This is a genomic window from Actinoplanes sp. CA-030573, assembly GCF_050951115.1.
In the GTDB taxonomy this organism is placed as follows: domain Bacteria; phylum Actinomycetota; class Actinomycetes; order Mycobacteriales; family Micromonosporaceae; genus Actinoplanes.
This window is the reverse complement of sequence record NZ_CP192038.1, coordinates 3,277,169-3,301,758: the sequence shown is the minus strand read 5'-3', so window position 1 is coordinate 3,301,758 and position 24,590 is coordinate 3,277,169. Positions and strand designations below refer to the sequence as shown.

Below are 24,590 nucleotides of genomic sequence, written 5' to 3'. Positions count from 1 at the left end.
TTGACTCCCTTCCCTGTTTTATAAGATCGTGATCTGGTGAAGCGCTGTGGTGCCGGCAGCGCCTTTCGGCGTCAGGTCTTGCTGGCGCCAGCGGTCAATCCTTTGACGAAATACTTCTGGAAGATCAGGTAGAAGGCGAGAATCGGTACCGTAGCAAGGAACATGAGGGCGAAGACAGATCCGTAGTCCTGCTGATGCTCGCCGACCGCCCGGTAGATTCCGACCGTGACGGTTGTCCCGGCGGCCGGGCCCAAGATGATCAGTGGGTTGAGGAAGTCGTTCCAGATCCACACACCCAGGAAGATCAACACGCTCGCTGCCGCCGGTCGCAAAAGCGGGAAAACGATCTGCCAGAACACCCGCATGCGGCTGGCCCCGTCGATGACGGCCGCTTCCTCGATCGTTATCGGGATGGTTCTGACGAAGCCCGCGAAAACAAAGACGCCGAACGGGACGTAGTATCCGACGTTGACCAGCACCAGACCCACGACCGAGTTCATCTGCCCGATCGAACGCAGGACTTCGGTGATCGGCGCGATGATGACGGCAGGGGGAATCATCAGGCCGGCGAGCATGACGACGAGCATGATTTTGGCGGCGGCGCCCTTACTGCGGGCCAGCCAGTAGCCGCACATCGCTGACAGCACCGTCAGCACGACGATCGAGACTGCGGTGACTTCCACGCTGTTGACGAGGCCGTACCAGAACAGGTGATCGGGACGGTTGAGAACCTGCTTGATGTTGTCGAAGGTGGCAGGGAACGGCAGACCAGCCGGCTGCCCGATGATCTTGTCTCCGGGCTTGAAGACGTTGACGAGCACCAGGTAGAGGGGCAGGAAGAAGATGGCAGTGACGAAGGTTGCCACCACGGGCCGCAGCCACGCGGGAGCGTACCCGTTGCGGCTGGTCATGCGCTCAGCTCCCGGCGTTGCAGGACATTGAGAACCAGGATCGACGCGCATGCTACGACGACGAGCATGACGACGGCGACAGCCGAGGCGTAGCCGCTACGGTTTCCGGCCAGGCCGGTCTGGATGACGTCGAACGCGATGGTGCTGGTGGTCCCGTCTCCGGGTCCCCCGTTGGTGATCACCTGTACGTGGTCGTAGATCTTGAAGGTGCTGATCAGCAGCATGACGGTATTGATGGTCAGCGACGGGGCGAGCAGCGGCCAGGTGATGCTACAGAAGCGTTGCACCGGTCCGGCCCCGTCGACGGCAGCCGCTTCCTGCAGTTCCGAGGGCACGGCTTGCAGTCCGGCCAGGTAGACCACGACGCAGAAGCCGACCATCTGCCAGGTCACAATTCCGCTGAGCGTGTACAACGCGATCGACGGATCGGAGAGCCAACCGGGCGGGTGCTCGACCCCCAGGCGCCGCAGTGTCGCGTTGAGCAAGCCGTCGTCGGTCAAGATTGCTTGCCAGATCACACTGACCACGACACCGCTGAGGACAACGGGGACGAAATAGACGCTGCGCAGGGTGTTGTAGAGCCAGCCGCGGCGATCCAGCATGACCGCGACCGCGAGACCGATCGCGTTTGCGCCGACCGTGACGATTACGGTAATGACGAAGGTGTTGAGCAGAACGCGCCAGAAGGCCGAGTCCTGCACCAGTGTCGCGTAGTTGTGAAGGCCGACCCAGCGCGTCGGCGGATTCAGCAGATTCCGGTTGGTCAGGCTGTAGGCGGCGGCCATTCCGATCGGGATCAGCACAAAGCCCGCGTACAGGGCGAGAGACGGCAGCCCGAACGCACCGAAGTGGAGCAGTTTCGCGTCCCTGACCCTGCTGCCGGGTCTGCGGGCGGGCGGCGGTTTCCTTGCCCGATGGGTCGCGACGGGCGCGACCTTGGTTGCGGTCATACCAGACCGTCCTCGACGAGAACGACGGATGCGGCGGTCGCCGAGGCGTTCGCGGGCCGGCACGTTGTCACGGCTTGGCCTTAGCCCACTCGGCGTCCAGGAACTTCGCGAACGCCGGGGCGTCCTTCTTACCGGTCAGCAGATCCTGAACGCCGAGAGCCGCCTTGTCCGCGACGCCGGGAAGCAGCGCCGCGTCGCCGTTCTCCTGGGAGAAGGCCGTGGTCACCTTCCCGGACTTGAGCGCTTCGTCGTACACGGCGACGGTCGCCTTGTACACCGGCCCCATGTCGGTCGGCGGTTGGTACCCCTTGATCGCGATGATGGCGCCGTCACCCTTGACGATGGCGTCGAGGTTAGTCTTGTCCGACTGGAAAGCCAGCGCCCACTTCTTGGCCAGTTCGACATTCTTGGCTTTGGCGCTGACACTCAGTCCTCCACCGGTGTAGGCGGGCACGAGCAGGGACCCGTCGTCGGTGGGCCAGGCGAACACGCCGATGTCGAATCCGGGCTTCTTGCCGTCGGCGGCCGCGGTGAACCACGACCCCATCGGGTACATGGCACCCTTGCCGTCGAGAAAGGCCTTTTCGGTGTCGGGGTACGAGCGGCTCAGTCCCGCCTTGTCGATGTAGCCGTTGTTGGCCAGCGCGGCGACCTTGGCAACAGCCTTGACGAACGTGGGGTCGGTGAAGGTGACCTTGCCGGCGACCCGGTCGGCCAGCCAGGCCTCGTTGGTGTTGTAGACGTCGGTGGCGACGGTGGCGATAAGCGGGTACATGTCGGCCCAGGTGTCTTTGCCGCCACCGCCGAGAACGATCGGGTTGATCCCGGCGTTCTTGAGCTTGGCCCCGACGTCGAGGAATTCGCTGTAGGTCTTGGGCGGCGCCGTGATACCGGCCCTGGCGAACATGGTTTTGTTGTAGTACACCATCGGGATGGTCTGGGTGTTGTAAGGCAGCTGGTAGATCTTGCCGTTGACAGCGTTTGCCTGCGGAAAGACGTAGTCCTTGAGCTCATCGGGAGTGAAATCGGCGAGCTTTCCCGACTGCGCGAATCCCGCAACGGTGATCGCGGGCATGATGTCGGGCATCTGACCGGAAGAGTCCAGCTGCTTGACGTAGGCGGTGCGGTCGACGATCGGCGACACCAGCTTCTTGATCGTGATGCCGGGGACCTTGGCGGACGCACGCGCGATCGCGCCGTCCCAGTACGCCGCGTCGAGGTTCGGGGTCTCAAAGGTCAAAAAGGTCAACTCTACGGAGCTGTCGCCCGGGGAGGACTTGCCGGAGTCACCGCCCGCGGTGCATCCGGCGGTGGCTGCGGCGGCGACAGCACCGGCCGCGGCGAGAAAGGATCGACGATTCACGTGGTTCTCCTCAAGGTGTGTTGTCAGCGTGGCGCTGTTGAGATCTCGAAGATTCCGTACGAAAAGCCTTGCGCTCGGGTCTGTCCATCAATCACCTCAACACCGTTGACGGCCAGCGGCCGGACGGTTCGTATTTCCGGCAGAGGCGCCATGGCCGGCTTCTCCGCCCCGTTGATGACGACTAGGTGATCGGTGCCCCGGGTGTAGACAAAGGGATAGTCACGGTGCAGGACGTGCACGGGCGCGTGCGCTCCTAGCGCCGACTGATGGCGGCGCAAGGTGATGAGGTTGCGGACCTGATGCAACAACGAGGCATCGTCGGCCATGTCGGAAGCGACGGTCGGCCGATGCGGATCGGGGTCGATCGGCAGGTAGAGGTCTTCGGCGCGGCCGGACGAGAACCCTGCGTTGGGCCCATCATCCCATTGCATCGGCGTTCGGGAGCCCTGCCGGGCTTGGGTATCGAGTTGACTGCCTTCTTTGTCGGGCAGTCCGGGCACGTACCGCATACCGATTTCGTCGCCGTAGTAGATGACCGGCAGGGACGGCCAGGTTAGCTGGAGAGCGAAGGCGGCGGCCACCATCTCGCGCGTGCGGGGACCGCAGGTCAATCTTGAGAAATCGTGGTTAGCGGTCGGCAAGGCGGTGATACCGCGGCCGCGTCCCGCGGCCTCCGCCTCCTGCCAGGCGTCCAGGAACTCCCGTACCGTCCCGAGACCCTCAGGATCGAAATAGCAGGCTCGACCATCGCTCCACGGCCCGATGCTTCCGGCGTTGTTGTCCCACAACGACCGCAGCGCGGCCCCCTCGAAGTGCAAGAAGAAGTCGGAGTGAAACCCGGCGGGAATCGCGACCTGGGGCCTACCCCATTCCGCGAGCAGGGCGCAGTGCGGGTAGTGACGATCGATCCACTCCCGCATCTCCGCCCAGAGGCGGCTCGTCTGCGTCGCATCGGGGTCGTCCTTGACCAAGGAGTACGCCATGTCAACGCGGAAACCCGACACGCCGCGGTCGAACCAGAACCGCATGATGTCGCGCAACGCGGCCCGGTTGGCTCGAGGACCTTCCGCGTCAACGGGCTGACGCCACGGCTCGGCCGGGTTCGGCCGCGCGTAGCCGAAGTTCAGCGCCGGTTGGATTGGGTAGAAGTTGGCCCGATAGAAGCCTCCACGAGCGCCCAGGTTCGGTACCCATTCCCGCATTGGTGAAGGCACCTCCTGAGACCAAATGTATCGATCGTCGCCAGGCGTGTTGGCCGACTCCCGGAACCACGGATGGCGATGCGAGGTGTGCCCGGGCACCAGGTCGAGCAGAATCCGAATGCCTCGACGGCGCGCCGCGTCGATGAGTGTGTCCAAATCTTCGTTCGTTCCGTACCGGGGTGCGATGCGGAAGTAGTCGGTCACGTCGTAGCCGGCGTCGCCGAACTCTGAGGCGAAGCAGGGGCTCAGCCAGACTGCAGTGACGCCGAGCCACTGCAAATAGTCCAGACGTTCGGTGATGCCGACCAGATCGCCGACGCCGTCGCCGTTGGCATCAGCGAAGGTCTGGGGATAGATCTGGTACAGCACCGCCTCGGACAGCCAAGATAGTGCGGACGAGGTCTTCAACATAAGCGCGTGGTAGCCGATCGTTCGTAGGCCGCTTGCATGGCCCTGACCTGCAGAGGTGAGATCAACAGATCTTGCATTATTATCGCAGATGGATTTAATATTTCGAGGGGGTTAAGATGCTTGCACCCGCCCGGCACAGCGTCAAGACCCCGGAGATCACATGGATGCAACGGCACCCCGTGCCAGGCCCGCACTGCCGCTCACCCGTGCTTCAGCGGTGGCGGTTCTGCAAGTACTGCGACACGAGGCGGCCAACACCACCGCTGCGGCCACCGGTCTGACCCTGACCGAGATAACTCAACGGACAGGGATGTCTAGGCCCTCGTGCGAGGACGCCGTCTCCGAACTGGTCGAGCGCGAGTTGGTCACCGAGGTGACGGTGAACCCGGAGGTACCGCGGCCGGTCGGACGACCGGCCAAGCGCTTCCGATTTCGATCGGAGTACGGGTTTGTCCTCGGCGTGGACATCGGGATCCATAAGGTTTTGGCGCTATGTACCGATCTTGCAGGGGGCATCCTGGGAAGTCACCGCGTCGACGTGTCGGCAGATCACAGCAACCCCGAACGCTTAGACGCGACACGCACGGCACTCAAACGAGCCGCTCGTTCCGCCTCCGTTCGGCTCGAGGACGTACTTGCCATCGGCGTAGGGTCGACTGGCATGCTCGACCCCGCGACCGGAACGGTCATCCGCTCCCCTGCCCTGCGCCGGTGGGAGGGGGTGAACCTGAGGAAGGAACTGTCCGGTATCGGCCGCGGGACAGTACTGGTCGGCAACGATGCCAATGTGGGTGCACTAGCAGAACATTGGTGCGGAGTCGCCGGGGACACCGCGGACGTGGTGTACATCCTGGCCGGTCACCAGTTCTCAGTCGGCATCCTCATCGACGGACGAGTCCGCGAAGGCAGCCACGGCGCCGCCGGTGAGATAGGCGTTCTGCGGGCCGCGCGCTGGTACGAAGGACGCGACGCCCTCGCAGCGGGCAAGCCGGTCGACGACCCGGAGTTTATCGACGACCTGGCCACCGGCATCGCGGCCTCGTGCCTTGTCATCGACCCCGACAAGGTCGTCATCGGCGGCGGATTGTCCTACGCAGGCGACATCCTGATCAAACCACTCAAACAGCGCCTGGACGAGCTATGCCTGTTCCCGATACCGGTGCAGGCATCGTTCCTGGGCGAGCAGAACGTTGCTCTTGGCGCTGTCCGGCTGGCTCTCGACCATTTGGAGGAAGAGTACTTCGGTGCCCCGTGAAGGCCCAGAAGAACCCACGCCTCCCAGTTGCATCCGACGTCGCCCGCGGACCCGCCCATCGCCGCCGCTGACGCGCCCGATACGCATCTTTCGCGCGTCGCGGCTCGGTGCCGGTGCGGCGCGGCCGGTTCCCGGCAACACCCGTTCTCTGACCGACTTGACAATCAATGGGCGGTTGACCAATTCTTCGAGGATTGGTGCGGCGCATCGTTCGGGCCGGCTAGTCCGAGATTGCGGTTCGACCTGGGCTCGATCGCCGCCGCCTACTCTGGCCCAAGCCGCTGCACCTCACCCTCATATGCCTTTTGGGCACTCGCGGCGTCCGTGTCGCCTAGGCCAGCGTTCATCAAACGGTGTGGCTGACACTGAGCCCAGCAGCGAGGGCTCTGCAGTTTGGAGCTCACTGACGGTGCCTTGGTCGTGTTGCCGGCGGCGCGACAGCCGGCCAGCAACAGGATTGGCTGGTCCAAGGCTCCAGTCACCACTACGCAAGATGTGCTAAGGCTTTTAGGAACCGGGTACCGCCTATCAACGCTTCACCTAGCGGGCCACCAGCGTGGCCCGAATCCGGCCGGCGGCTACGGTCGCCCGGCCGAATGCCACGACCATTCGTACAGCCGTCGCCCTCCGGTCGCCTATGACAATGCGGGCTCGAACAGCGACCTCACCATTCGCTGCCAGTGAGGGCATTTTCGTGGCGCACGCCTGGCGTTGGACGCTGTACTGTCAATCTCCAAGACCCGCAGAGCGGATAAGCATGAGAATTCATCATTTGAATTGCGGTAGCATGAGGTTGCTGTCGGTCCAGTTGGTCTGCCACGTGCTGCTGCTGGAGACCGAACGTGGCCTGGTGCTCGTCGATTCTGGATACGGGCTGCACGACATAGTGACTCCGTCCAAACGTGTGGGACCCTCGAGACACATACTGAAACCGACGCTCGACGTCAAGGAAACAGCCGCCCGGCAGGTCGAGCACCTCGGATACCGGCGCAGCGACGTGCGGCACATCATCGTCACGCATTTCGACGTCGATCACATCGGCGGGATTGCCGACTTTCCCGAGGCTGCCATCCATGTAACGGTCGACGAGATCGATGCCGCCATGAGGGCGCCCACAGGCTTCGAACGACTACGTTACAGAGCGTCCCAGTGGTCTCATCGGCCGCGAATAGTCGAGCACCGTCGCGAGGGAGAAGCATGGCGAGGTTTCACCGCCGCGAACGTCATGGTGGACATCAGCCACGACATAGTCCTCATTCCCATGCCCGGCCACACGCGCGGACACGCCTGTGTGGCGATAAGGAACGGCGACAGGTGGCTGCTGCACGCTGGTGACGCCTTCTACCACCCCGCGAGCATCGAAGCACGCGGCGCTGACGTTCCCCGCGTGCTGCGCGTGATGGAAAGCCTATTGGCTTTCGACAAAAGGCAAGTTATCGACAACCACGCCAGGCTCCGCGATCTGCGCGCTCAACCCAATCCACCCTGGGACATCTTTTGCGCGCACGATGCAGACACGTTCGAAAAGCTGCGCCGCCAGTCGGCGGAGTAGCATCTCGACCATGGTTTAGACGATTCGCACAAGAACAGCGGCAGGCCGTTCGGATATCACGCCATCAAAGAGTTGGGCCCCGTCACTCCGGATGGCCGAAAAGTGTCCTTGATCCATCAGGGAAGGAAGTGACGGGAGGGTCTGCTCTCGCCCCTCAGAGATGGGTAAAAGCGTGATGGCGATGAGTGCTTGCCCGTCAGCACTGCAGAAGGGTTGCCCCATACATACATACGTGGGCGTCGCACGCGTAGCACAAGCCTTCTTTCCAACACCACGTGACCCATAGCCCGCAGAAGTGTCACCCGAGAAGGATGAACATTTAGGGTAAGGGAACTTGTCAAGATGCCGGACCGGGTATGACCCGATTTTGACCGACAGGACCTTCATACCGCTAGGGGCTTTGCGCCTGCCAGGTGAACGTCGCGCTCGCCGACTGATCTTGGAGATACTCGGGGGTGCCGGGGCGCACGGAGGTGGCGATGCGGTAGACCTTGAACCGATTCGCCCCTGATGCCGGTGGGGTGAAATTGCCGAAACCATTTGCCGCCGTGTCGAAGGTGGCGGCGAACGAAGCCAAGGTGCCGGTGAAGGTTGCTCCGCTGGCGCTGAATCCCGTGCAGTCGCCGTCGCCACCGGCATCACCCTCATCGACGCTAAACTGGACGTACTCGGCCAGCACGCCGCTTGCGGCAGCGAATAGCCGAACTCGGGCGCCGAGCGAGCCGGTGTAGGTGATCCGAATGCACGACGCCTGAGCCGCCGACCGCGGTGTCAACCCGACAAGCTGGAAAACGCTGGACGTGGTGTCACCGCTAAGTGTCACGGTTCCGGACGACCAACCGTTGGACATATTCTGTGTACTCGCGGTGAATGCGGCCCGGGCCGGCTCCCACAGTCGCAGCCCGCCGACTGCAAGCAGACCAACGAGCATAATCAACCGTGCACGGTTAGGGCGTCGAGCGAGGCGCCGGTGACGTCCGGGTTGAGCCTGGCGTGAAGTGTTGTTCACGCCCATCCGGGTGTCACCTTCTTCCAGCACAGGTCGCGGTAGTTGACTCGGCTGTCAAGATCGGCCAATACGCGTCGATCCTGAGCGCCGCGAAAGACTCGGCTCAACTCGCGGTGACGCGTCCTCGTCATGCCATCGGCTTCGCCCGATCGGCACCGTGGCACGACCCGGCAAGTGGCCGGATCGGCTCAGTCTTGCCGGCGTGGGGCCGATAAGGGCTGCAGGGGCACCGATCAAAAGAGTGCCCCACGAAGTGAGGACTTGATGGAGATCGCAGTGCCGGGCTCGGGATGGCCGTCTTCCCCTGGGGGCGATCGCGGGGCGCGGGTGGCGCGGCAGACCAGGCGGTCGTGGCGATGGGTAGCGTCGGTGGTCGTGGTGGTGCTGGCGGTGGTGGGGGTGCCGGTGGCGGCGGTCGCGGTGTTCACCGCGGCGGTGTCCCGGCCCGCGTCGGTGGGTACCGCCTTGTTTTTCGCGACCGGGCCGATCGTGGGGTGGGGGGCGAGCGGGGACGGGCAGACCGGTCTGGTAGCTGCTGCCCCGCAGACCACGCCGGTGCAGGTCGGGTCGGTGACGACCTGGACGCAAGTATCCGCCGGCTACAACCACACGTGCGGGATCCGGTCGGACGGGACGTGGTGGTGCTGGGGCAACAACGACAATGCTCAGCTGGCCGGCTATAACCAGGTCGAGCAAGCCACGCCGGTGCAGATGGACACGTCGAGGACCTGGTCGGCGGTGAGCTTAGGCTTCGAGTTCACGTGCGCGATCGCCACGGCCGGCACGTTGTGGTGCATCGGTAAGAACAGCCAGGGGCAGTTGGGCGTTGGCAACACCAACAATGCAGGCTTGATCGTCCAGGAGGCGACCGGGGCGAGCACGTGGGCGTCGCTCAGCGCTGGCGAATCGCACACCTGCGCGATACGCACCGACGGCACGCTGTGGTGCTGGGGCGACAACTGGGCCGGGCAGCTCGGGCTGGGTGACTACACCCAACGCACCAGCCCGACCCAGGTCGGGTCGGGCACCGGCTGGACCGCAGTCGGCGCGGGTTTCGGGCACACCTGCGCCGTGAACACCGGCAAACTGTACTGCTGGGGAGCCAACTACGACGGTCAGCTTGGGCTCAACACCACCACGAGCACCCTCACCCCGGCCCAGGTCGGCGCGGCGAACACCTGGACAGCCGTTGCCGCCGGCCTTACCCACACCTGCGCGCTGCGTACCGACCACACCCTGTGGTGCTGGGGAGGAAACGACGCCGGGCAACTGGGCTCGAACACTAACACCACCGCGCTGGCCCCGCAGCAGGAGGTCACCGCGGCCACGACATGGGCAACGGTCAGCACCTACGGCCAGACCACCTGCGCGCGGCGCACCGACAACACCCTGCAGTGTTGGGGCGCTAACGGCTACGGGCAGGTCGGTGAGGGCAACCGCTACAACCACTCCTACCCGGCGCCGGTCAGCGGTGCTTACACCAGTATCAGCGCCGGGCGGTACCATGTCTGCGCGATCACCACGACCGGCGCCCTCTACTGCTGGGGACGCAACACCTGGGGTCAGCTCGGCACCGGCGCGCCGACCAGCGTGACCACCCCCGGCCAGCTGGGCGCGGTGACCACCTGGACCGGGCCGGTCGCCGCCGGTCAGAGCCACTCCTGCGCGATCCGCACCGACTACACCCTGTGGTGCTGGGGCGACAACAGCTCGGGCCAGCTCGGCACCGGTGACTGGATCGAACACGCCAACCCCACCCAGGTCGGTACCGCCACCACCTGGCGGCGCGTGTACGCCGGCTCCCTACACACGTGCGCCATCCGCGCCGACGCCAGCCTGTGGTGCTGGGGCGACACCGGCAACGGCCGGCTCGGCACCTCCACCAGCAACTCAAACGTTCCGACCCAGGTCGGCACCGCCACCTGGTGGACCGTCGCCCTCGGCGGCCGTCACAGCTGCGGCATCCGCACCGACGGCACCCTCTGGTGATGGGGCGACAACAGCAACGGCCAACTGGGCACCGCCACCAACACCAGCAGCAGCACCCCGGTCCAGGTCGGCACTGCCACCACATGGCGGACAGTGTCCGCCGGCAGCGAATACACCTGCGCGCTACGCTCCAACGGCACCCTCTGGTGCTGGGGCGCGAACTGGGACGGCTGGCTCGGCCAAGGCAACTGGAACGACACCAACACCCCTCTGCAGGTCGGCACCACCACCACCTGGGCCACCGTCAGCACCGGCGGCTACCACACCTGCGCGACCCGCACCGACGGCACCCTCTGGTGCTGGGGCGCCAACTGGTCTCACCAAGCCGGCCAACCCGGCACCACCGGCGACCAAACCACCCCCACACAGGTCGGCACCAACAACACCTGGGCCACCGTCAGCGCCGGCGAGCAACACACCTGCGCCCGACGCACCGACGACACCATCTGGTGCTTCGGCCTCAACGCACACGGACAGACCGGGCAAGGCGACACCACCCCACGCGCCGGCCTCACCCAAGTCCCCGGCGGCACAGGCAAAGCCCTCAGCGTCGGCTACGCCGCCAACCACATCATGATCATCTCTTGACGAACGCTTCGAACATTGGCGTCGGGAGCACGCCCGGAAGAAATGATCCTTCGCGATCACGGGCACGTTGCCGAGGATTGTCGTGTGGCGATCGGGGCAGCGAAACACGGGATGCGCGGAAGCCGCTGATGCCGAAGGAGACCGTCCGTAGCAACCAGCGGCGCAATCGCCGGCAATGGCCGGCGGGTGCGGTCATCGGCGCCTCCGTAAGTTGGCGCCAGGTGATGCAGCGCTAGTGACAGATCCTCCCGACCGGTCTCGCCGCTGATCGTCTCGAGATGGCCGCTCTCAGTCAGGTATTAGTGCAGCTTGACCAGCGATTAGCCGGAGAACGGCCACCCCAGCAATAGGCGTTCTCTATTGGCGAACACCCCGGTCCAATCGCCGATCTGCTCATTGATTTTGTCCATTGGACTCTGCATTTCCGCTCCGGCGTGTCGAACGCACGCTCGTTGAAAACGTGGATCACGTCATGGACAAAGTCCTCGGTGGCTTTGAGTAGAGTGCGATGTCCGGCACCGGCTGACCCCGGCCGGGCATCGAGACAACCCATCGCCCCGCGCAGCCCTAGGTTCTGTCTCTTAGATCAAGTCTGTCGGGTACGGCTCGGAGCCAGTCGAGCATTTCGACGAGGTCGAGGGTGGCTTGAAAGTGGGCGCCGAGCTTGTCGTAACGGGTGGCCAGTCCGCGCCAGTGTTTGCGCCGGTTGAAGCCGCGTTCGACCTGGTTGCGCCGCTTGTAGGCGTGCGGGTCGAACGCGGGTGGCCGGCCGCCGTTGCGGCCCTTGCGCAGCCGGTTGGCGACCTGGTCACGCGGCTGCGGGATCGTGGTGGCGATGTGTTTGTCCCGCAAGGCCTTGCGGTTGGCCCGTGACGAGTACGCCCGGTCGCCGGTTAACGAGTTCGGACGCACACGCGGGCGCCCAGGTCCGGGTGTGGCCACCCGAACCTGGTTGAGCAGCGGGATCAGCTGCTGGGTGTCGGCGGCTTGCCCGGGCGTGATCAGCGATGCCAGCGACCGGCCCCGGCCGTCGGCCAGGGTGTGGATTTTCGTGGTCAGCCCGCCGCGGGAGCGTCCGATGCCTTCGCGTGCCTGCGTCGCGGCGACGTCGAGCCCCTTTTTGCGGCCCCGGCAGCATGCTGATGGGTGCGCACGATCGTGGCGTCGACCTGGGCGTCCCAGTCGATGTCGTCGTCGAGTTCGGCAAGCGTGACGACCTGGGCTTTCAACCGCGCCCAGGTGCCATCGGCCGCCCACCGGCGGAAACGTTGGTACGGCGTCTTCCACGGCCCGTACCGTTCGGGCAGGTCCCGCCAGGGTGAACCGGTGCGCTTGACCCAGCAGATCGCGTTGATCACCTGCCGGTGATCACGCCACCGCCGGCCCTGAACCGGCTGCGCCGGCAGCAACGGCGCCAGCACAGCCCATTCCTGGTTCGTCAAATCACCACGCGCCACACCCGATCCAACGATCGACGCCCATGATCGCCACGATGATCTAAGAGACAGAACCTAGCGGAGTTTTCGCCGTCCGAGTGATCTGCTAGAGCCGCTGGCTGTCACCATTGACAGCGCCCGCAGAAGCTCCTCCGGGCGTCGGTCCACACGGCACCACCTGCCACAACAACGATGGAGACAACCTGCTCGAGCGACCTCCGAATCCATGGATCATCCGGCCGGCGTTCAATGGCGAGGCACTAGATTTCGCCTAGCTCAAGGCTACCGGCGATGCCCTCACCAGGCACCGCAACCGCCGCTGATTCGTCGCCCGTTCTCGGCGCGGGGAGGGCCCACTGCGGACCGGTAATCCAGATGAAGCGCCCCGAGTTGGCGGAAGTAACGCTCCCTGCTTTTGTAAGCCGTGACAACCGGGTCTATCCGGCTAGCGGCGGCGTGGGCCCTCCTGCGCTCGATGGTCGTGAACGCTCGGCTGTTACTTTAACGGTTAAAGCCGCTATCACGATCTCTGATCAGTCCATTTGATCAAGCGGGCGCCAGCAGATGAGGGCGCAGGCGAGGCTGACGAGACCATCGTGGATGTCGAGGCGGCGTTCCCAGCGCACGGCGAGTCGGCGGAACTGGTGCAGCAGGGCGAACGTCTGTTCGACGACGTAGCGCAGCTTTCCCAGGCCTTTGATCCCGGGCGTTTTGGGCTTCGGGATGATCGGTTCGGTACCCCGCTCGCGGCAGGCATGGCGGAATGCTTCGCTGCTGTATCCCTTGTCGGCGAGCAGGACCTCGAAGCGGCGCTGTGGCCGTCCCGGACGGCCGGCGATCGCCGGGTAGCCGTCGAGCAGGTCGACGGCACGGCTGATGTCGGGCACGTTCGCGCCGCTGGTCAGGACATAGATCGGGGTGCCGTTACCGTCGCAGAGCAGGTGGTGTTTGGAGCCGGGCTTGGCGCGGTTGACCGGTGACGGGCCGGTTCCAGCGCCCCCTTTTTCGCGTCGATGTGGCTGCCGTCCATCGCCGCCCTGCTCCAGTCGATCCGGTTCGCCGCGTTCAACTTGGCGAGCAGGAGGTGGTGCACCTGGTCGAACACGCCTGCTTCGGTCCAGCGGTGCAGCCGCCGCCAGCAGGTCATCCCGAACCCGAAGCCGAGTTCCTGCGGCAGGTCTTCCCAGCCGATCCCGGTGTGCAGCACGAACAAGATGCCCTGCAAACACTGCCGGTCCGGGACCGGCCGCGGCCCCGGAGACCTGTCCGGCCACGGCGGCAGCAACGGCTCGATCACTCCCACAACCGGTCATCAACATCCCACGGCCTGCCCACGACCAGCGAAACGAGAACGATCTCTACCTCGCAGCGCTGATCACCATCGATTCAGCAGATCGTGTTAGGGGTTTTTAGTTGTAGAGAAAAATTTCAGGCAGGAATCGTCACGCTTCCCCACCAAGGCCTGGTGGTATCACACCTGGAACGGAAAACGGACGTTGACCCTGGGTCTTGCCTCGTACTGGTCGTGAGTTCTGCGACCGCACTTGAATTGAGTCGGCAATTGCGACTCTGGTCGCCTTCAACCGACTGTTACTTCGCGCCGTAGGGGTCCGTTGGCTGGTCGTTCCTGGCTCCAGCCCGTCCCCGGGCGACAGTACGGGACGCTTCTAGCCTGGGCTTTGTCGAGCGGGGTGGCCGTTACGTCGTCATGAACGATCGTCACGGCGCGGTCGGCCACCTCCGCGTCCGAGCCCGACCATAGTGTCTCGAGCCAGGGACCGGCGAAGACGCCGACCATGGTTGGCGTACCATCGGCGGCCGTGGCGTCCAGCCACTCGCTGACGCTGCCGGCGCCGGGTCCGTGGATGCGGTAGTAGCCGGACCGGTGCGCCGGCCAGAACTGCGCGGCGAAGCGAAGCACCACTTTCTCTACCCGCCCCGTACCGATGCGGCCCAGTGCGGCGCGGTGCTCCGCGGGCAGCGGCGGAGCGAAACCGATCGTGTCGAGCACCGTGATCGGCATCGCGACGATGACCGCGTCCGCCCCGCCGGTCGAGTCGCGGGAATGCAGCAGCACCCCGTGGTCGTGCACGCGGATCCGGTCGATCGGCTGCCGCAATCGCACCTCGACACCCTCGGCCAGATGCTCGACCAGTGGACGGTAGCTGCCGACGATTCACCGGTCGCCTTTGCTAACGCCGGGCTCGAAAACATGGCGACGCTGAGAGCCAGGACAGCGGCTTGCCCGCGTCCATCATGATCTCCGCGTCGACCAGACGCCGGATCGCGTCGGCCGGGCACGGCGCCGGATCGCGGACCCAGTTCTCGAAGACATCGGCGATGCTGGCGCCCTCCGCGGCCGGCCGGATTCGCAGCTCCCGCTCCATCCGCTCCGGATCGGGCGGCGGCGCGGCCGGCGGGCCGAGCGCAAACGGGTCGGCGAAGTCGGTCGCGACGGTGGTGAGCCCGAGCGGGGCCATCTTGGCCAGCGGATTCTCGTCGTACTGCTGTAGTCAGTTGGCGCCCAGGTCGAAGGTGAACCCGCCCACGTTGACGCCGCAGGTACGACTGCCGATGCGGCCGCGCGCCTCCCACTCGATCGCCTCGGCCCGGCGCTCGGCGAGCTCTCGGGCGGCGGTGAGCCCCGCCACCCCGGCGCCCACTACGGCGACCCGCGCATGTCCCAGGTCAGCCGTCCATCGCGCCGCGGCGACGCCCTGCTCCGCAAAGGATGCCGGTACTTGGGCGTCGAACGGTCGGCGACAGACCGCCACAGAGCAGCAAGACGGCTGGAGATGGAACATCGCGACGTCACCGACTTCGGGCAACATCCAAGCAGCGGTCCTGACCCGGACGCCGTGTATCGAATCGTGACCAAGGAAGACGGGTGAGCATCGAGCATTACTCGACCTATTCGGCGATCTGCTCCCGCTGTGTGAGCCGGTCGCCGGAGCTGTGTGCCAGGTTGAGGGGTGTATCGGAGGCGATGAAGCTCGAAACGACCTCGGTCTGCGCATCGAGAGCGGTTAACAGCGCGGCGAGCCGAAGACCCATTCGAGGCACCCGTTGCGTCTCGATCTTGGCCACACACGTTCGACTAACCGGGCCTCGAACCCTGGCCGGCCGCAGCTCCGCGACGAGATCTAGCACCGTTTAGTGCCGCACTTCGGGTCCAGCACTCGCTCCCGGGGCGGACAGGTTGAGGTTGAGCACCTCCGGGCAAGTCTCAAGCTTCGACTAGCACCGCCCACCCGGAGGTCGCAACCAACTTTAGAAATCACAGACCTGGTCACCGAGGTCCGTGGAAAACAAGCGCTTAAGGGGCGAAAAGAGCGCTCGGATCAATATAAATGAAGTAGCGTGTGAAGAACCGGCCGTCATGCTCTAGTACGTTAGAATACGGAATTGCGATGCGCCGCCCGTCCTCCTTTCGGACGTAGTTCGCCACCGCTTCATAGATGACCACGTTCTCGACTTCCCACGCTCGTTCGATTTCGTGACTTACGCCGCCGTCAAGCAGCTGGAAAAGACCGTCGACGCTACGAAGGACATGCTCTCTCCCCACCAGCTGTGGCTGGAATCCAAGGCGAAAGACGACGTCCTCCGCGAGAAATGATGCGAACAATTTCGCATCGCCAGCCGCGTCGGCACGGGTTGCCCCATCGACGAGGCGGCTGGCATCGGGGGAGAGTTGGCTCAAGATGGACTGGTTGGACACGAAATGGCTCTTTTCGCGACGAAGAGATGCGTGGCACAGCCGCGGGAGTTCTCCTCGCGGCTGAAAGATCAATATGCCAGCTCTCGGCTTCAGTAACTATAGATTCTGCGGATGGAAGATATAGAGAAGTGCTATTAGTTGGGCTTTAACACCCGCAAACACCTGCAATTCTCCGGTGGGAGTAACGGCAAACCCACACTCTTATCAAGCTTCCTGTGACGACGTTCCGGGACGGCTAATTGTCGGATGGTCAGGCGGTCATTGCGTTAACTCGAATAACCGCCTGACCCGGAGACCGGCATCAAAGGATGTCAACAGCACAGGCGGCCAGTCGGTTGCTGCAGACTCTGATGCCCGGGCGCCGAGTGACAGGGCGTATCCCACCGGCAAGCACTGCCACCTGAACTTCCCCGCGCAGCCGGCAGATAAGACACTCGGGAGAGATACGACTTGTCTGTCAGCCACCGTGGGACATGGCTCCGATCCCGGCAACGTCCCCGCACACGCTGACGATCGGCTCCAGCCAAACCCGGCGGCACGGCCTTCCAAACGCAAGGCCGTGCCGCCGGTCTGCCCCGCGTTGTATCCGAAGGCCACGGGTGCTGCAATACTGACATCCTCACAGCACCGCCGTCAGCGACATGTACGAATAATATTGAGAAGTTAAATGTCAGGCGATCATTGTTCTGGCCCCGAATGACCGCCTGGCTCCGCCGGCGCGACGTCCGACGAGGCGACGTGCCAGCTGGGCCCTTATGCCGAGAGCTACCAGCGGCGTCGGGGTGAAGGGGATATAGCGATGCTGCTTAAAGCTCCTAACACGATCTCTACGCAGTCCAGTTGATCAGTCGCCGCCAGCAGATTAGGGCGCAGGCGAGGCTGACCAGGCTGTCGTGGATGTCGAGGCGTCGTTCCCAGCGCACGGCCAGCCGGCGGAACTGGTGCAGCAGCGCGAAACTCTGTTCGACGACGTAGCGCAGCTTGCCCAGGCCCTTCACGCCAGTGCTCTTGCGCTTGGGGATGATCGGCTCGATGCCACGTCTGCGGCAGGCGTGCCGGAACGCTTCGCTGTCGTAGCCCTTGTCGGCCAGCAGCGTGTCGAACCGGCGCCGCGGCCGGCCAGGGCGTCCCGCGATCGCGGGTGCGCCGTCGAGCAGGTCGACGGCGCGGCTGATGTCGGGCACATTCGCGCCCGAGGTGAGCACGTAGATCGGGGTGCCGTTGCCGTCGCAGATCAGGTGGTGTTTGCTGCCGGGCTTGCCGCGGTTGACCGGCGACGGGCCTGTGCCGGCACCCCTTTTTCGCGTCGATGTGACTGCCATCGATCGCGGCGCGGGACCAGTCGATGCGGTTCGCGGCGTTCAGCCGGTCTAGCAGGATCTGGTGCAGCTGGTCGAACACGCCCGCGTCGGTCCACCGTTTCAGCCGCCGCCAGCAGGTCATCCCGGAGCCGAACCCGAGTTCCTGGGGCAGGTCCTCCCAGCCGATCCCGGTGTGCAGCACGAACAGGATGCCCTGCAGGGGCCCGGTTCTGCTGCCAGGAGTTGGGCACCGCGGGATCCCAGGTGCAGGAATAGGCCGTCGAACACAGTCCGGTGGGCGCCTGGATGGGGCTGAACGGGAAGGTGAACGACCCTGGCTTGCTCGGAGTGATCTCTTCGGTCTTCTGCGCCGTGTTGTCGTCGTTCCCGTCGGTGTAGACGTGGGCGACGTTCCCGGCTAGTGCCTTGACCAAGAACGTTTGAGGTGTTGAGATCAGGCCGCTCGTGTGGCGGGTTGGCCCCAGCGGCGTTGTCGTTCACTGCGGATGCGGGCGCGTTCCCGCCGTTGCGCGGCCAGGACGTCGGGGTGGCGCGCGTTCGCGCTGCGCCAGCGTAGGTATCGGTGCAGGTGAGCGATCAGCGCGGGGTGGTTGGGGTGGTTCGAGCCGGCGATCACGAAGGTGCGTAGCGGCCCGAACTGGGCCTCGATCGGGTTGGCCCAGGATGCGTAGGTCGGGGTGAAGCACAGCTCGACCTTGTTTCGCAGGGCCCAGGCGCGGATCTTGGTGCCCTTGTGCGCGGACAGGTTGTCCAGGATGACGTAGATCGGTGCCCCGTCCGGGCGTGCCCGGCGGATCGATTTGAGCGCGGCCAGGGTGTTCGCGGCGCTCTTTCGCCGGTGGACGACGCCCCAGAGCTGGTCATCACCGACCGAGTAGCAGCCGTGGAACTGCCGGACGCCGTGCAGCTTGTGATAGTTCGCGGGCAGCCGCCGTGGATGACCCTGGGGCGCCCAGCCGGCGCCTGCCTGCGGGCGGATGACGAGCGGCCCGAACTCGTCAAAGGCGAACACTCGCTGCGGAAAGTTGCTGGTGACGTAATCGATGCGGGCCAGTTTCGCGTCCCGCTGCGGGTCGTTCGACTCCTTCCACGTCTTGGTCCGCTGGAAGGTGATGCCGTGTTTGACCAGCAGTTGACGCAGCCGTTACCGCCCGACCTCGATCGGGCGGGAAGCCAGCGTGCTCAGATAGTCGGCGAGCTTGCGCACGCTCCACCGGGTGAACGGCCGCCCCCACGCTTCAGGGCGGGTATTGGCCGTCGCGACGATGAACTGCTCGTCATCGGGACTGATTCGGCGGGGACGGCCACCCGCCCACCGAGGGTCCGGACTGGCCATCCCCATCTCATTGAACCGATGGATGACCTGCCGGATCGTGTCCTCATCCGCCTGCACGAGACGGGCGATCGCCGGGACGGTGTTCCCACCGGCCGAGGCGAGCACGACCACGGCCCGCCGTAATCGGATCGGTGAACCCGTCCCTCGACGGGTGATACGCAGCAGCTGCTGACCTTCCTGGTCACTGAGCCGCCGCACGCGTACAGGATCTGCCACCAGCACAGCCTGACCGCCGCGACGCCGTCCGGCCGACAGGCCCGACGGCGTGTCATCCAACACCGTAAACGTTCGTGGTCACGGCACTAGTCGCGGTGAATTCTGCGGGAGCCATCCGGGCCCAGTCAGGTTGCGGACCTGTTGCTGGCCACCCTTGGGGCATTCGGCCGGTGTCCCAGGCGAGGTCGTTGTCGGCGTCAGTGAGGGATATCCCAAACATGACGCGGCCGTTCTTCGCGTCGACGATTTGCAAGAATAGTCGTTGACCGTCCGGGAAGCCCAGCGTCTGCCAGGCTAGGCGGGGACCGCCCACGGTCTGGAAGATGACCAGCAGCGCTCGGTCGCCGTTGCTAAAAGTGGTCGTCCTCGTGGCGCCCGTCGGTCGCGAGGCCGTGGCGGTGCGCGGGGAGACCTTGAGGTCGGCAGCGGCCCGGCGGCGGGCGAAGTCCGCGGAAATCGTGGGCGTGCCCAGTCGGGCGTCGGTGAGGCCGGCCACCGGCGAGCCGAATACGTTGATCAGCCGGCCGTCGCGCGCAACGTTGGCCTTCAGGCCGTTGCCGAACACGGGCACGCCTCGGACCGACTGCACGAAACTGAGGTGGTGGTACCCTCGATGTCGACGTATTCCTTCCGCAGGTGCAGGCCTTTGACGTCGGCGCTTGAAAGTCCAAAGGCCTGGCGGTGGGCAGTGACATAGCGCAGCGTGACCTTCGAGGCGGTGTCCGGGCTCGGTCCGGTGAGGAAGCCGTCCAGTCGGGCCACCGTACGCGGTGTCCGGGTCAATGGGTCGATGTCCAGAAGCCCTTGCGTGCCGAGTGCCTTGCGGAGCGCCTTCACCCCGGCGGACGGACGGGCGGAGAGACGGGCCGACCGGTCGGCCAGCGTCTTGCCGGTGCTGGCGTCGTCGCGGGAGTCAAAATAGTCGATGTTGTCGCCGAGGGCGTCGACATCAGGAGCGGATCGGGGGGGGGGACGGGGCGGCAGCAGGGGTTTGCGCCGAGGTCGGCGCAGCGTGGGTGCTGCCGGGAAACATGAACGCCACAGCGATGGTAAGGGCCGAGGCGGAGGCGGCCGCACGACGGTGCAGACCTGCGCTGCGGCGGGTACCGCTTGATTGCATGTGAACCTCTCCGGGATCCGGAAGATCGTCAAACGTTCCCGCAGCCTCGCTCGGCTGGCATCGATGAACAAGATTTCTTCGATGACGGTGACCATTCTTCGTCAACTCGCTTAAATACTCACTTCGATATAACGGAGCGTCACAGGGAGATGCCTGAGTGCGTCCGTTTGCCGCTAATCAAATTCAGCGCGGCGTCCAGGCTGGCAGTATGCCGGTGGAGTTCATGTATCACTGCTCGACGAAGCGGCGCCGTGCCTAGTCGTGTCTAACCCAGGCGGGGCCTGAAGAGTGAAATCGCTATACGGGCGCGGCGGCCGAGGGCCCACATCGGGACTCTATTGACGTACGGCATGACTGCCCGTTCGGGCGGGACAAACAAGATTCGCGTTCTTACGCAACAGATAGACTCCAGGGCGCGTCAGACTGCGGCAAAATCGGCGCTGAGTTCACTGATGTGACTGACTCGGGTTCGTCTCCCTTCCTCTTCCCCTCGACGCAGCCAATTGAACGACGACAGCGCAGCGATGCGCGTTGTCGCCGGCGTTTAGGGCGGCACCGGTCCTGCTCGACGAACCTCGAGTCCGGGCCGGTACTTCACCGCCCGCCGCAGGAATGCCTCGCCGACACCTTTAAGGGCTGCAGTGTGTCTGCGACCGCGGACATAGACAGTCAATACTGGTCGCGCAGTCGGTGGATCACCTATCTAGGTTTTCAATCAAACTACAGCCGATCGGAGGACTGCTCAGAGGGTGTGGCTGGGCATGATGACCTGATGTCAGCTAGCCACGCGGCTGCTTCCGCTCCCCTGCGGAGCGCCTCCGGTACTCTCTCGAACTGGTACTTGGTTGTCGGCTCGATCGCGGTGGCCATCTACTTTTGCCTGCCGATGCTCGGAGTAGGCGATGACGGCCAAACCTTCTATTATTTCGCAGTGAGCGCCGCGGCGACCGGCGCCGTGGCTGCTGGCGCCCGCAGAGCGAGCCCGTCACAGCGAGCACCATGGCTTCTGCTCGCTGCTGGGCAACTCTCATACACCGCGGGCGACCTTGCCTACTATGTGGCGCACACCGTCTATCACAGCGACATCTTCCCAGCCCCCGCGGATGCTTTCTACCTTCTGCAATATCCACTCATCTGCTGGTCTTTGGTGCTTCTTGTACGCCGTCGAACACCATCCTGGAATGCTTCAACACTGCTGGATGCAGCCATCCTTGCCATCGCGCTCGGCATGCTCTGGTGGATCTATTTGATCGAGCCGCTCGCCGCCGGTAACGACGGCTCCGAGTCATTTTTGAGCACTCTTGTCTCGGTGGCCTATCCGATGATGGATCTGATCGTCCTGGTAGTCGCTGTTCGTCTAGCGGTCGGTGCAGGTGCCAGCTCTGTCGCTTTCCGCCTTCTTCTTGCGAGTGTGGTCGCGATGCTTGTCGGCGACATGGTGTATGGGCTGCAGACGGCCAGTGATACTTACCGAGACGGCGGCATCCCGGACTTGCTGTGGCTCTGCGAATATGTCCTGCTGGGCGCTGCCGCGCTGCACCCCACGATGCGAACGCTGGATCAGCGCGCCAAAGTGGCCCTGCCGCCTGTTTCAAGCCGACGCCTGCTGGTGCTGTCTTCAGCCGCTTTGCTGCCGCTTGCACTCCTCTACCTCGATTACACCGATGAACACCGAACGACAGCGTTCGCCATCTTCATCTGCGGCGTCATCCTCTTCGCACTCATCATCACGAAAATGCGGATTCTGCTCCGTCTGCAAGGCGACGTGACACTCGTCGACGCGCTCACCGGATTCAAGGCCCGGGGAGTACTTCTGTCGCATCTCAATCTCGAGTGTGAGCGCGCCAAAAGCTGGCGTCAGGATCTAGGTATTGCCCTGGTTGAGATTGACCAGCACAAGTTGCTCGTACAGATATACGGGCAACCAGCCGGCGACGAAGTACTCATCGAGATTAGCCGCCGCTTGGCCAGTCTTTGCGGCAGCGCTGCCATTCTGGGGAAGATGGACGAAACCACCTTTGCGGCGGTCTTCCCGGGGTATGACCGAAGAAGGCTGGCATACGCGGGCGGTCGGATACAAGAGGCTGTGCAGGCGGAGAAGTTCGCAATCAACGATCATGACGCCGTCCGAGTGACCGTTTCGATCGGGATGGCGTCGCTCTTTCACGACGCCGGGGAACCTGGGACCCTGCTGCAGGGCGCGGAGCAAGCTCTGCACCGTGCCGTGAGGGCTGGCCGAAATCGCGTCTGCACCCCGCAGTCCCAGGTCGAGTACGCGCACACCGCCCAGTGAAGTGATCTCAGTAAGATTCGGGTAGGTGTTTGTATTCGAAATGGGTCAGGTCGAGCGCTGCGGCGACGATGTCGCCGATGCGGCGCGGGCTGATGGTGGCGTGTCGCAGCGTCTTCCGGCGTCCGATCAGGATGGTGAAGGCGGGTTCACCTTGCCAGTGCAGACCGCGCAGCAGCCGGCTGTAGGCGCGGTTGTCCGGGGGCGAGCCGGCTGCCGTCGGCGGGCTGCTTGACCGGGGTTTTGATGCCGTGGCCTGCGCTGTCGTCGGCCAAGGCGGGCAGGTCGAGCTCGGCCGCGGACCAGTTCAGCGCGGCGGTGGTACCCAACGCTCGGGCGCCGCTGATGTCGTGCACATGCCCGGGCAGCGCGCTCGAGGTCCAGATGGCGCGCGGGGGACGGGCTGGGATAGGTGGGCGTAGTCCGTCAGGGCGCATGACCGCTAGGATTTTTGCGCCGAAGTCGCGATGCTTTCCCGAGTACCAGGCGTCGATCATCTCGGCCTTGACCGAGACGGTGGTCCCGGTCAGCCGGTCGCAGTCGAACAGTTTACCGTCGAGGATGACGTGCGACCAGCCGTCGGCGGCGACCCGGCGCAGCGCGGTGTGCAGGTCCTGCGGCTAGGCGGTCAGGACGGCGATGCCTTCGTCGCGGTAGCGGTAGGCGGTGGGCCGGGAAACGCCGAAGCCGGCTGCCAACAGGCTCAGGTCCTCGGCCTTACGGAACCAGACGGCCCTGGTCGCTGGCATCCCGGTCTCCGCGCGCGACGTAGTGTCCCGCTTACGCGGCGAAGGACGGCGCGGACATCGACCTTCGGTGGAACTTGAGTCTTACGTCCGCCGAAACCGCTGCAACGCCAGCGGCCGTCGCACTCCGGTCAAGAACAAGATTCCGATTTGGTGGGCTTCCGACACCGCCGTACGGACCAATCTGATGGCGTATCACCGCACGAGGCGAGCATCATAAGTTCCTTCGCTCAAGGCCGCGCTCCGTGAAGTAACTCTATCGCTCGTGCCTGTATTCGCTTCCACACGGGCCGGGATGATCTTGCGTTCCTCATTCATGTTCAGGTGGATGGTTGTCGTCGAGTTCTTTCCCTGGCACCTGGCTGCTCATCACCGCGTCGATCCGACAGCTCAAGCGACTGGTCATCCCACACGGGATGTAACGGGCGCCTTCGGCGGGGTCGTGTTCACAGACGCGAGCATCAGCCGGCCCCGGGGACCGACAGCGCGATCCTTGCATTCGAACATGCCGGGCGGCGGGCCTCTCATGCCTGTCCCCCACCTCAAAGTGGCTAGCTTAACCACAGAGCCATTTCATTCTGTGTAGCGCGGTGGCTCTGCGTGGGCAGTAGTGCGGCTTGGTGAGGATTTTCCAGGTCTTGAGGGTGGCGGTCGCGCGTTCGCCCCGGGGGCGCGGATCTTCGCATGGGTGCGGTTGACCCCTTCCGCCGGCTGGACAGGTTCGGCCGCAAGCGGCGCCGCTTGAACGGCGTGCGCACGCTGGCGCGGGCGCCCTAGTCTCTTGTCGGCGAAGGTCATCACCTCCGGGCTGGTCACGGGTGTCGATGATTGCCGTGGGTGCGGGCGGCGGTCAGGTCGTGTGCCGAGCCCGGCAGGGCGGGTGAGGAGCAGCCGAGACGGCCGGCAGTGTCCGCGATGACCTGCACGTTGACACCGTGCCGCTTGTACTTGCCGGAACCGTGCCGCTTGTACTTGCCGGAGTAGCAGGCCCTACGTTTGTTTAGCTGACCTGAGCCCGCATTTCTTTAATCTTGAGCGAGTGGTCAGTTCTGACGGGTCGAGGCTGGGGTGGTGCGGATGTTCCGGTACATCGTCATCGGCGTGACGGCGCAGGAGCCGGCGATCTCGGCCATGGTGAACTGGCGGCTGTCGTACATGCGCTAGGCCTTGCCGATC

At 64.5% G+C, this 24,590-nt stretch carries 20 protein-coding genes and 4 pseudogenes; 5 read left to right on the top strand and 19 right to left on the bottom strand.

Translation table 11 applies throughout. From position 1 onward, the window contains the following. Positions 1 to 71: 71 nt before the first annotated feature. The 4 genes from ACQP2F_RS15395 to ACQP2F_RS15380 all read right to left on the bottom strand — a co-directional run bounded on the left by ACQP2F_RS15395 (position 72) and on the right by ACQP2F_RS15380 (position 4,837). The gene (locus ACQP2F_RS15395) at positions 72 to 911 is read right to left on the bottom strand and encodes a carbohydrate ABC transporter permease (RefSeq protein ID WP_433304549.1); all 840 of its coding nucleotides are present in this window, start codon (positions 909 to 911) and stop codon (positions 72 to 74) included. Next, positions 908 to 1,861 carry a carbohydrate ABC transporter permease gene (locus ACQP2F_RS15390; RefSeq protein ID WP_433304547.1) on the bottom strand — a complete coding sequence of 318 codons (954 nt, stop codon included), beginning with the start codon at positions 1,859 to 1,861 and terminating at the stop codon, positions 908 to 910. Before ACQP2F_RS15390 ends, ACQP2F_RS15395 begins: the two co-directional genes overlap by 4 nt. Before the next feature lie 67 nt (positions 1,862 to 1,928). After that, positions 1,929 to 3,224, bottom strand: coding sequence for an ABC transporter substrate-binding protein (locus ACQP2F_RS15385; protein ID WP_433304545.1), 1,296 nt, complete (start codon positions 3,222 to 3,224; stop codon positions 1,929 to 1,931). A 23-nt stretch (positions 3,225 to 3,247) separates the two neighbouring features. Then, on the bottom strand, positions 3,248 to 4,837 hold the full coding sequence (locus ACQP2F_RS15380; protein ID WP_433304543.1) for an alpha-amylase family glycosyl hydrolase: 1,590 nt from the start codon (positions 4,835 to 4,837) through the stop codon (positions 3,248 to 3,250). Positions 4,838 to 5,054: 217 nt separating this feature from the next. Here ACQP2F_RS15380 and ACQP2F_RS15375 point away from each other — a divergent pair, with 217 nt between their 5' ends. Then, positions 5,055 to 6,092 (top strand): ROK family protein, encoded by a 1,038-nt coding sequence (locus tag ACQP2F_RS15375; protein ID WP_433304540.1) that lies wholly within the window; start codon positions 5,055 to 5,057, stop codon positions 6,090 to 6,092. 757 nt (positions 6,093 to 6,849) lie between these two features. Continuing rightward, the gene (locus tag ACQP2F_RS15370; RefSeq protein WP_433304538.1) at positions 6,850 to 7,644 is read left to right on the top strand and encodes an MBL fold metallo-hydrolase; all 795 of its coding nucleotides are present in this window, start codon (positions 6,850 to 6,852) and stop codon (positions 7,642 to 7,644) included. 391 nt (positions 7,645 to 8,035) lie between these two features. Here the strand turns inward: ACQP2F_RS15370 and ACQP2F_RS15365 are convergent, their stop codons facing one another. After that, the gene (locus tag ACQP2F_RS15365; protein WP_433304536.1) at positions 8,036 to 8,659 is read right to left on the bottom strand and encodes a hypothetical protein; all 624 of its coding nucleotides are present in this window, start codon (positions 8,657 to 8,659) and stop codon (positions 8,036 to 8,038) included. A 369-nt stretch (positions 8,660 to 9,028) separates the two neighbouring features. Here ACQP2F_RS15365 and ACQP2F_RS15360 point away from each other — a divergent pair, with 369 nt between their 5' ends. Both ACQP2F_RS15360 and ACQP2F_RS15355 read left to right on the top strand, forming a co-directional pair. Continuing rightward, the gene (locus ACQP2F_RS15360; RefSeq protein WP_433304534.1) at positions 9,029 to 10,642 is read left to right on the top strand and encodes an RCC1 domain-containing protein; all 1,614 of its coding nucleotides are present in this window, start codon (positions 9,029 to 9,031) and stop codon (positions 10,640 to 10,642) included. A 93-nt stretch (positions 10,643 to 10,735) separates the two neighbouring features. Next, complete coding sequence (locus tag ACQP2F_RS15355; RefSeq protein WP_433304532.1) at positions 10,736 to 11,230, top strand: RCC1 domain-containing protein; 495 nt, start codon at positions 10,736 to 10,738, stop codon at positions 11,228 to 11,230. A gap of 567 nt (positions 11,231 to 11,797) precedes the next feature. On the opposite strand, the pseudogene ACQP2F_RS15350 reads toward ACQP2F_RS15355, so the two are convergent. The 11 genes and pseudogenes from ACQP2F_RS15350 to ACQP2F_RS15300 all read right to left on the bottom strand — a co-directional run bounded on the left by ACQP2F_RS15350 (position 11,798) and on the right by ACQP2F_RS15300 (position 20,473). Next, positions 11,798 to 12,687: pseudogene (locus tag ACQP2F_RS15350) on the bottom strand (IS5 family transposase). A 512-nt stretch (positions 12,688 to 13,199) separates the two neighbouring features. Further along, positions 13,200 to 14,001: pseudogene (locus tag ACQP2F_RS15345) on the bottom strand (IS5 family transposase). Positions 14,002 to 14,245: 244 nt separating this feature from the next. Beyond that, positions 14,246 to 14,791 (bottom strand): FAD-dependent oxidoreductase, encoded by a 546-nt coding sequence (locus ACQP2F_RS15340; RefSeq protein WP_433304530.1) that lies wholly within the window; start codon positions 14,789 to 14,791, stop codon positions 14,246 to 14,248. Positions 14,792 to 14,858: 67 nt separating this feature from the next. After that, positions 14,859 to 15,146: a hypothetical protein gene (locus ACQP2F_RS15335; protein ID WP_433304528.1), complete on the bottom strand. Its 288-nt coding sequence runs from the start codon at positions 15,144 to 15,146 to the stop codon at positions 14,859 to 14,861. A gap of 33 nt (positions 15,147 to 15,179) precedes the next feature. Beyond that, the gene (locus ACQP2F_RS15330) at positions 15,180 to 15,329 is read right to left on the bottom strand and encodes an NAD(P)-binding protein (RefSeq protein ID WP_433304527.1); all 150 of its coding nucleotides are present in this window, start codon (positions 15,327 to 15,329) and stop codon (positions 15,180 to 15,182) included. Between the two features lie 247 nt (positions 15,330 to 15,576). After that, positions 15,577 to 15,753 carry a hypothetical protein gene (locus tag ACQP2F_RS15325; protein WP_433304525.1) on the bottom strand — a complete coding sequence of 59 codons (177 nt, stop codon included), beginning with the start codon at positions 15,751 to 15,753 and terminating at the stop codon, positions 15,577 to 15,579. Positions 15,754 to 15,982: 229 nt separating this feature from the next. Beyond that, positions 15,983 to 16,384, bottom strand: coding sequence for a nuclear transport factor 2 family protein (locus ACQP2F_RS15320; RefSeq protein WP_433304523.1), 402 nt, complete (start codon positions 16,382 to 16,384; stop codon positions 15,983 to 15,985). Positions 16,385 to 17,211: 827 nt separating this feature from the next. Beyond that, positions 17,212 to 17,959 (bottom strand): IS5 family transposase gene (locus ACQP2F_RS15315; protein WP_433307501.1). Its coding sequence is split into 2 segments (ribosomal slippage): positions 17,212 to 17,686 and positions 17,685 to 17,959, totalling 750 coding nucleotides; the frame shifts between segments, so codons are not numbered across the junction. 180 nt (positions 17,960 to 18,139) lie between these two features. Then, a pseudogene (locus ACQP2F_RS15310) lies at positions 18,140 to 19,258 on the bottom strand (IS630 family transposase). Positions 19,259 to 19,310: 52 nt separating this feature from the next. Beyond that, positions 19,311 to 19,823 carry a hypothetical protein gene (locus ACQP2F_RS15305; protein WP_433304521.1) on the bottom strand — a complete coding sequence of 171 codons (513 nt, stop codon included), beginning with the start codon at positions 19,821 to 19,823 and terminating at the stop codon, positions 19,311 to 19,313. Next, entirely contained in the window at positions 19,805 to 20,473 is a 669-nt protein-coding gene (locus ACQP2F_RS15300; protein ID WP_433304519.1) for a hypothetical protein, read from the bottom strand. Before ACQP2F_RS15300 ends, ACQP2F_RS15305 begins: the two co-directional genes overlap by 19 nt. Positions 20,474 to 21,240: 767 nt before the next feature. Between ACQP2F_RS15300 and ACQP2F_RS15295 the strand changes: the two genes are divergently transcribed. Then, on the top strand, positions 21,241 to 22,671 hold the full coding sequence (locus tag ACQP2F_RS15295; protein WP_433304517.1) for a GGDEF domain-containing protein: 1,431 nt from the start codon (positions 21,241 to 21,243) through the stop codon (positions 22,669 to 22,671). A 146-nt stretch (positions 22,672 to 22,817) separates the two neighbouring features. Here the strand turns inward: ACQP2F_RS15295 and ACQP2F_RS15290 are convergent, their stop codons facing one another. From ACQP2F_RS15290 to ACQP2F_RS15280, 3 genes and pseudogenes are all read right to left on the bottom strand, one after another. After that, a complete protein-coding gene (locus tag ACQP2F_RS15290; RefSeq protein ID WP_433304515.1) occupies positions 22,818 to 23,165 on the bottom strand; it encodes a hypothetical protein in 348 nt (115 codons plus the stop codon). A 123-nt stretch (positions 23,166 to 23,288) separates the two neighbouring features. Further along, complete coding sequence (locus ACQP2F_RS15285; RefSeq protein WP_433304513.1) at positions 23,289 to 23,417, bottom strand: hypothetical protein; 129 nt, start codon at positions 23,415 to 23,417, stop codon at positions 23,289 to 23,291. A 553-nt stretch (positions 23,418 to 23,970) separates the two neighbouring features. Then, a pseudogene (locus ACQP2F_RS15280) lies at positions 23,971 to 24,382 on the bottom strand (transposase family protein); the annotation flags it as partial. Between the last annotated feature and the right edge of the window lie 208 nt (positions 24,383 to 24,590).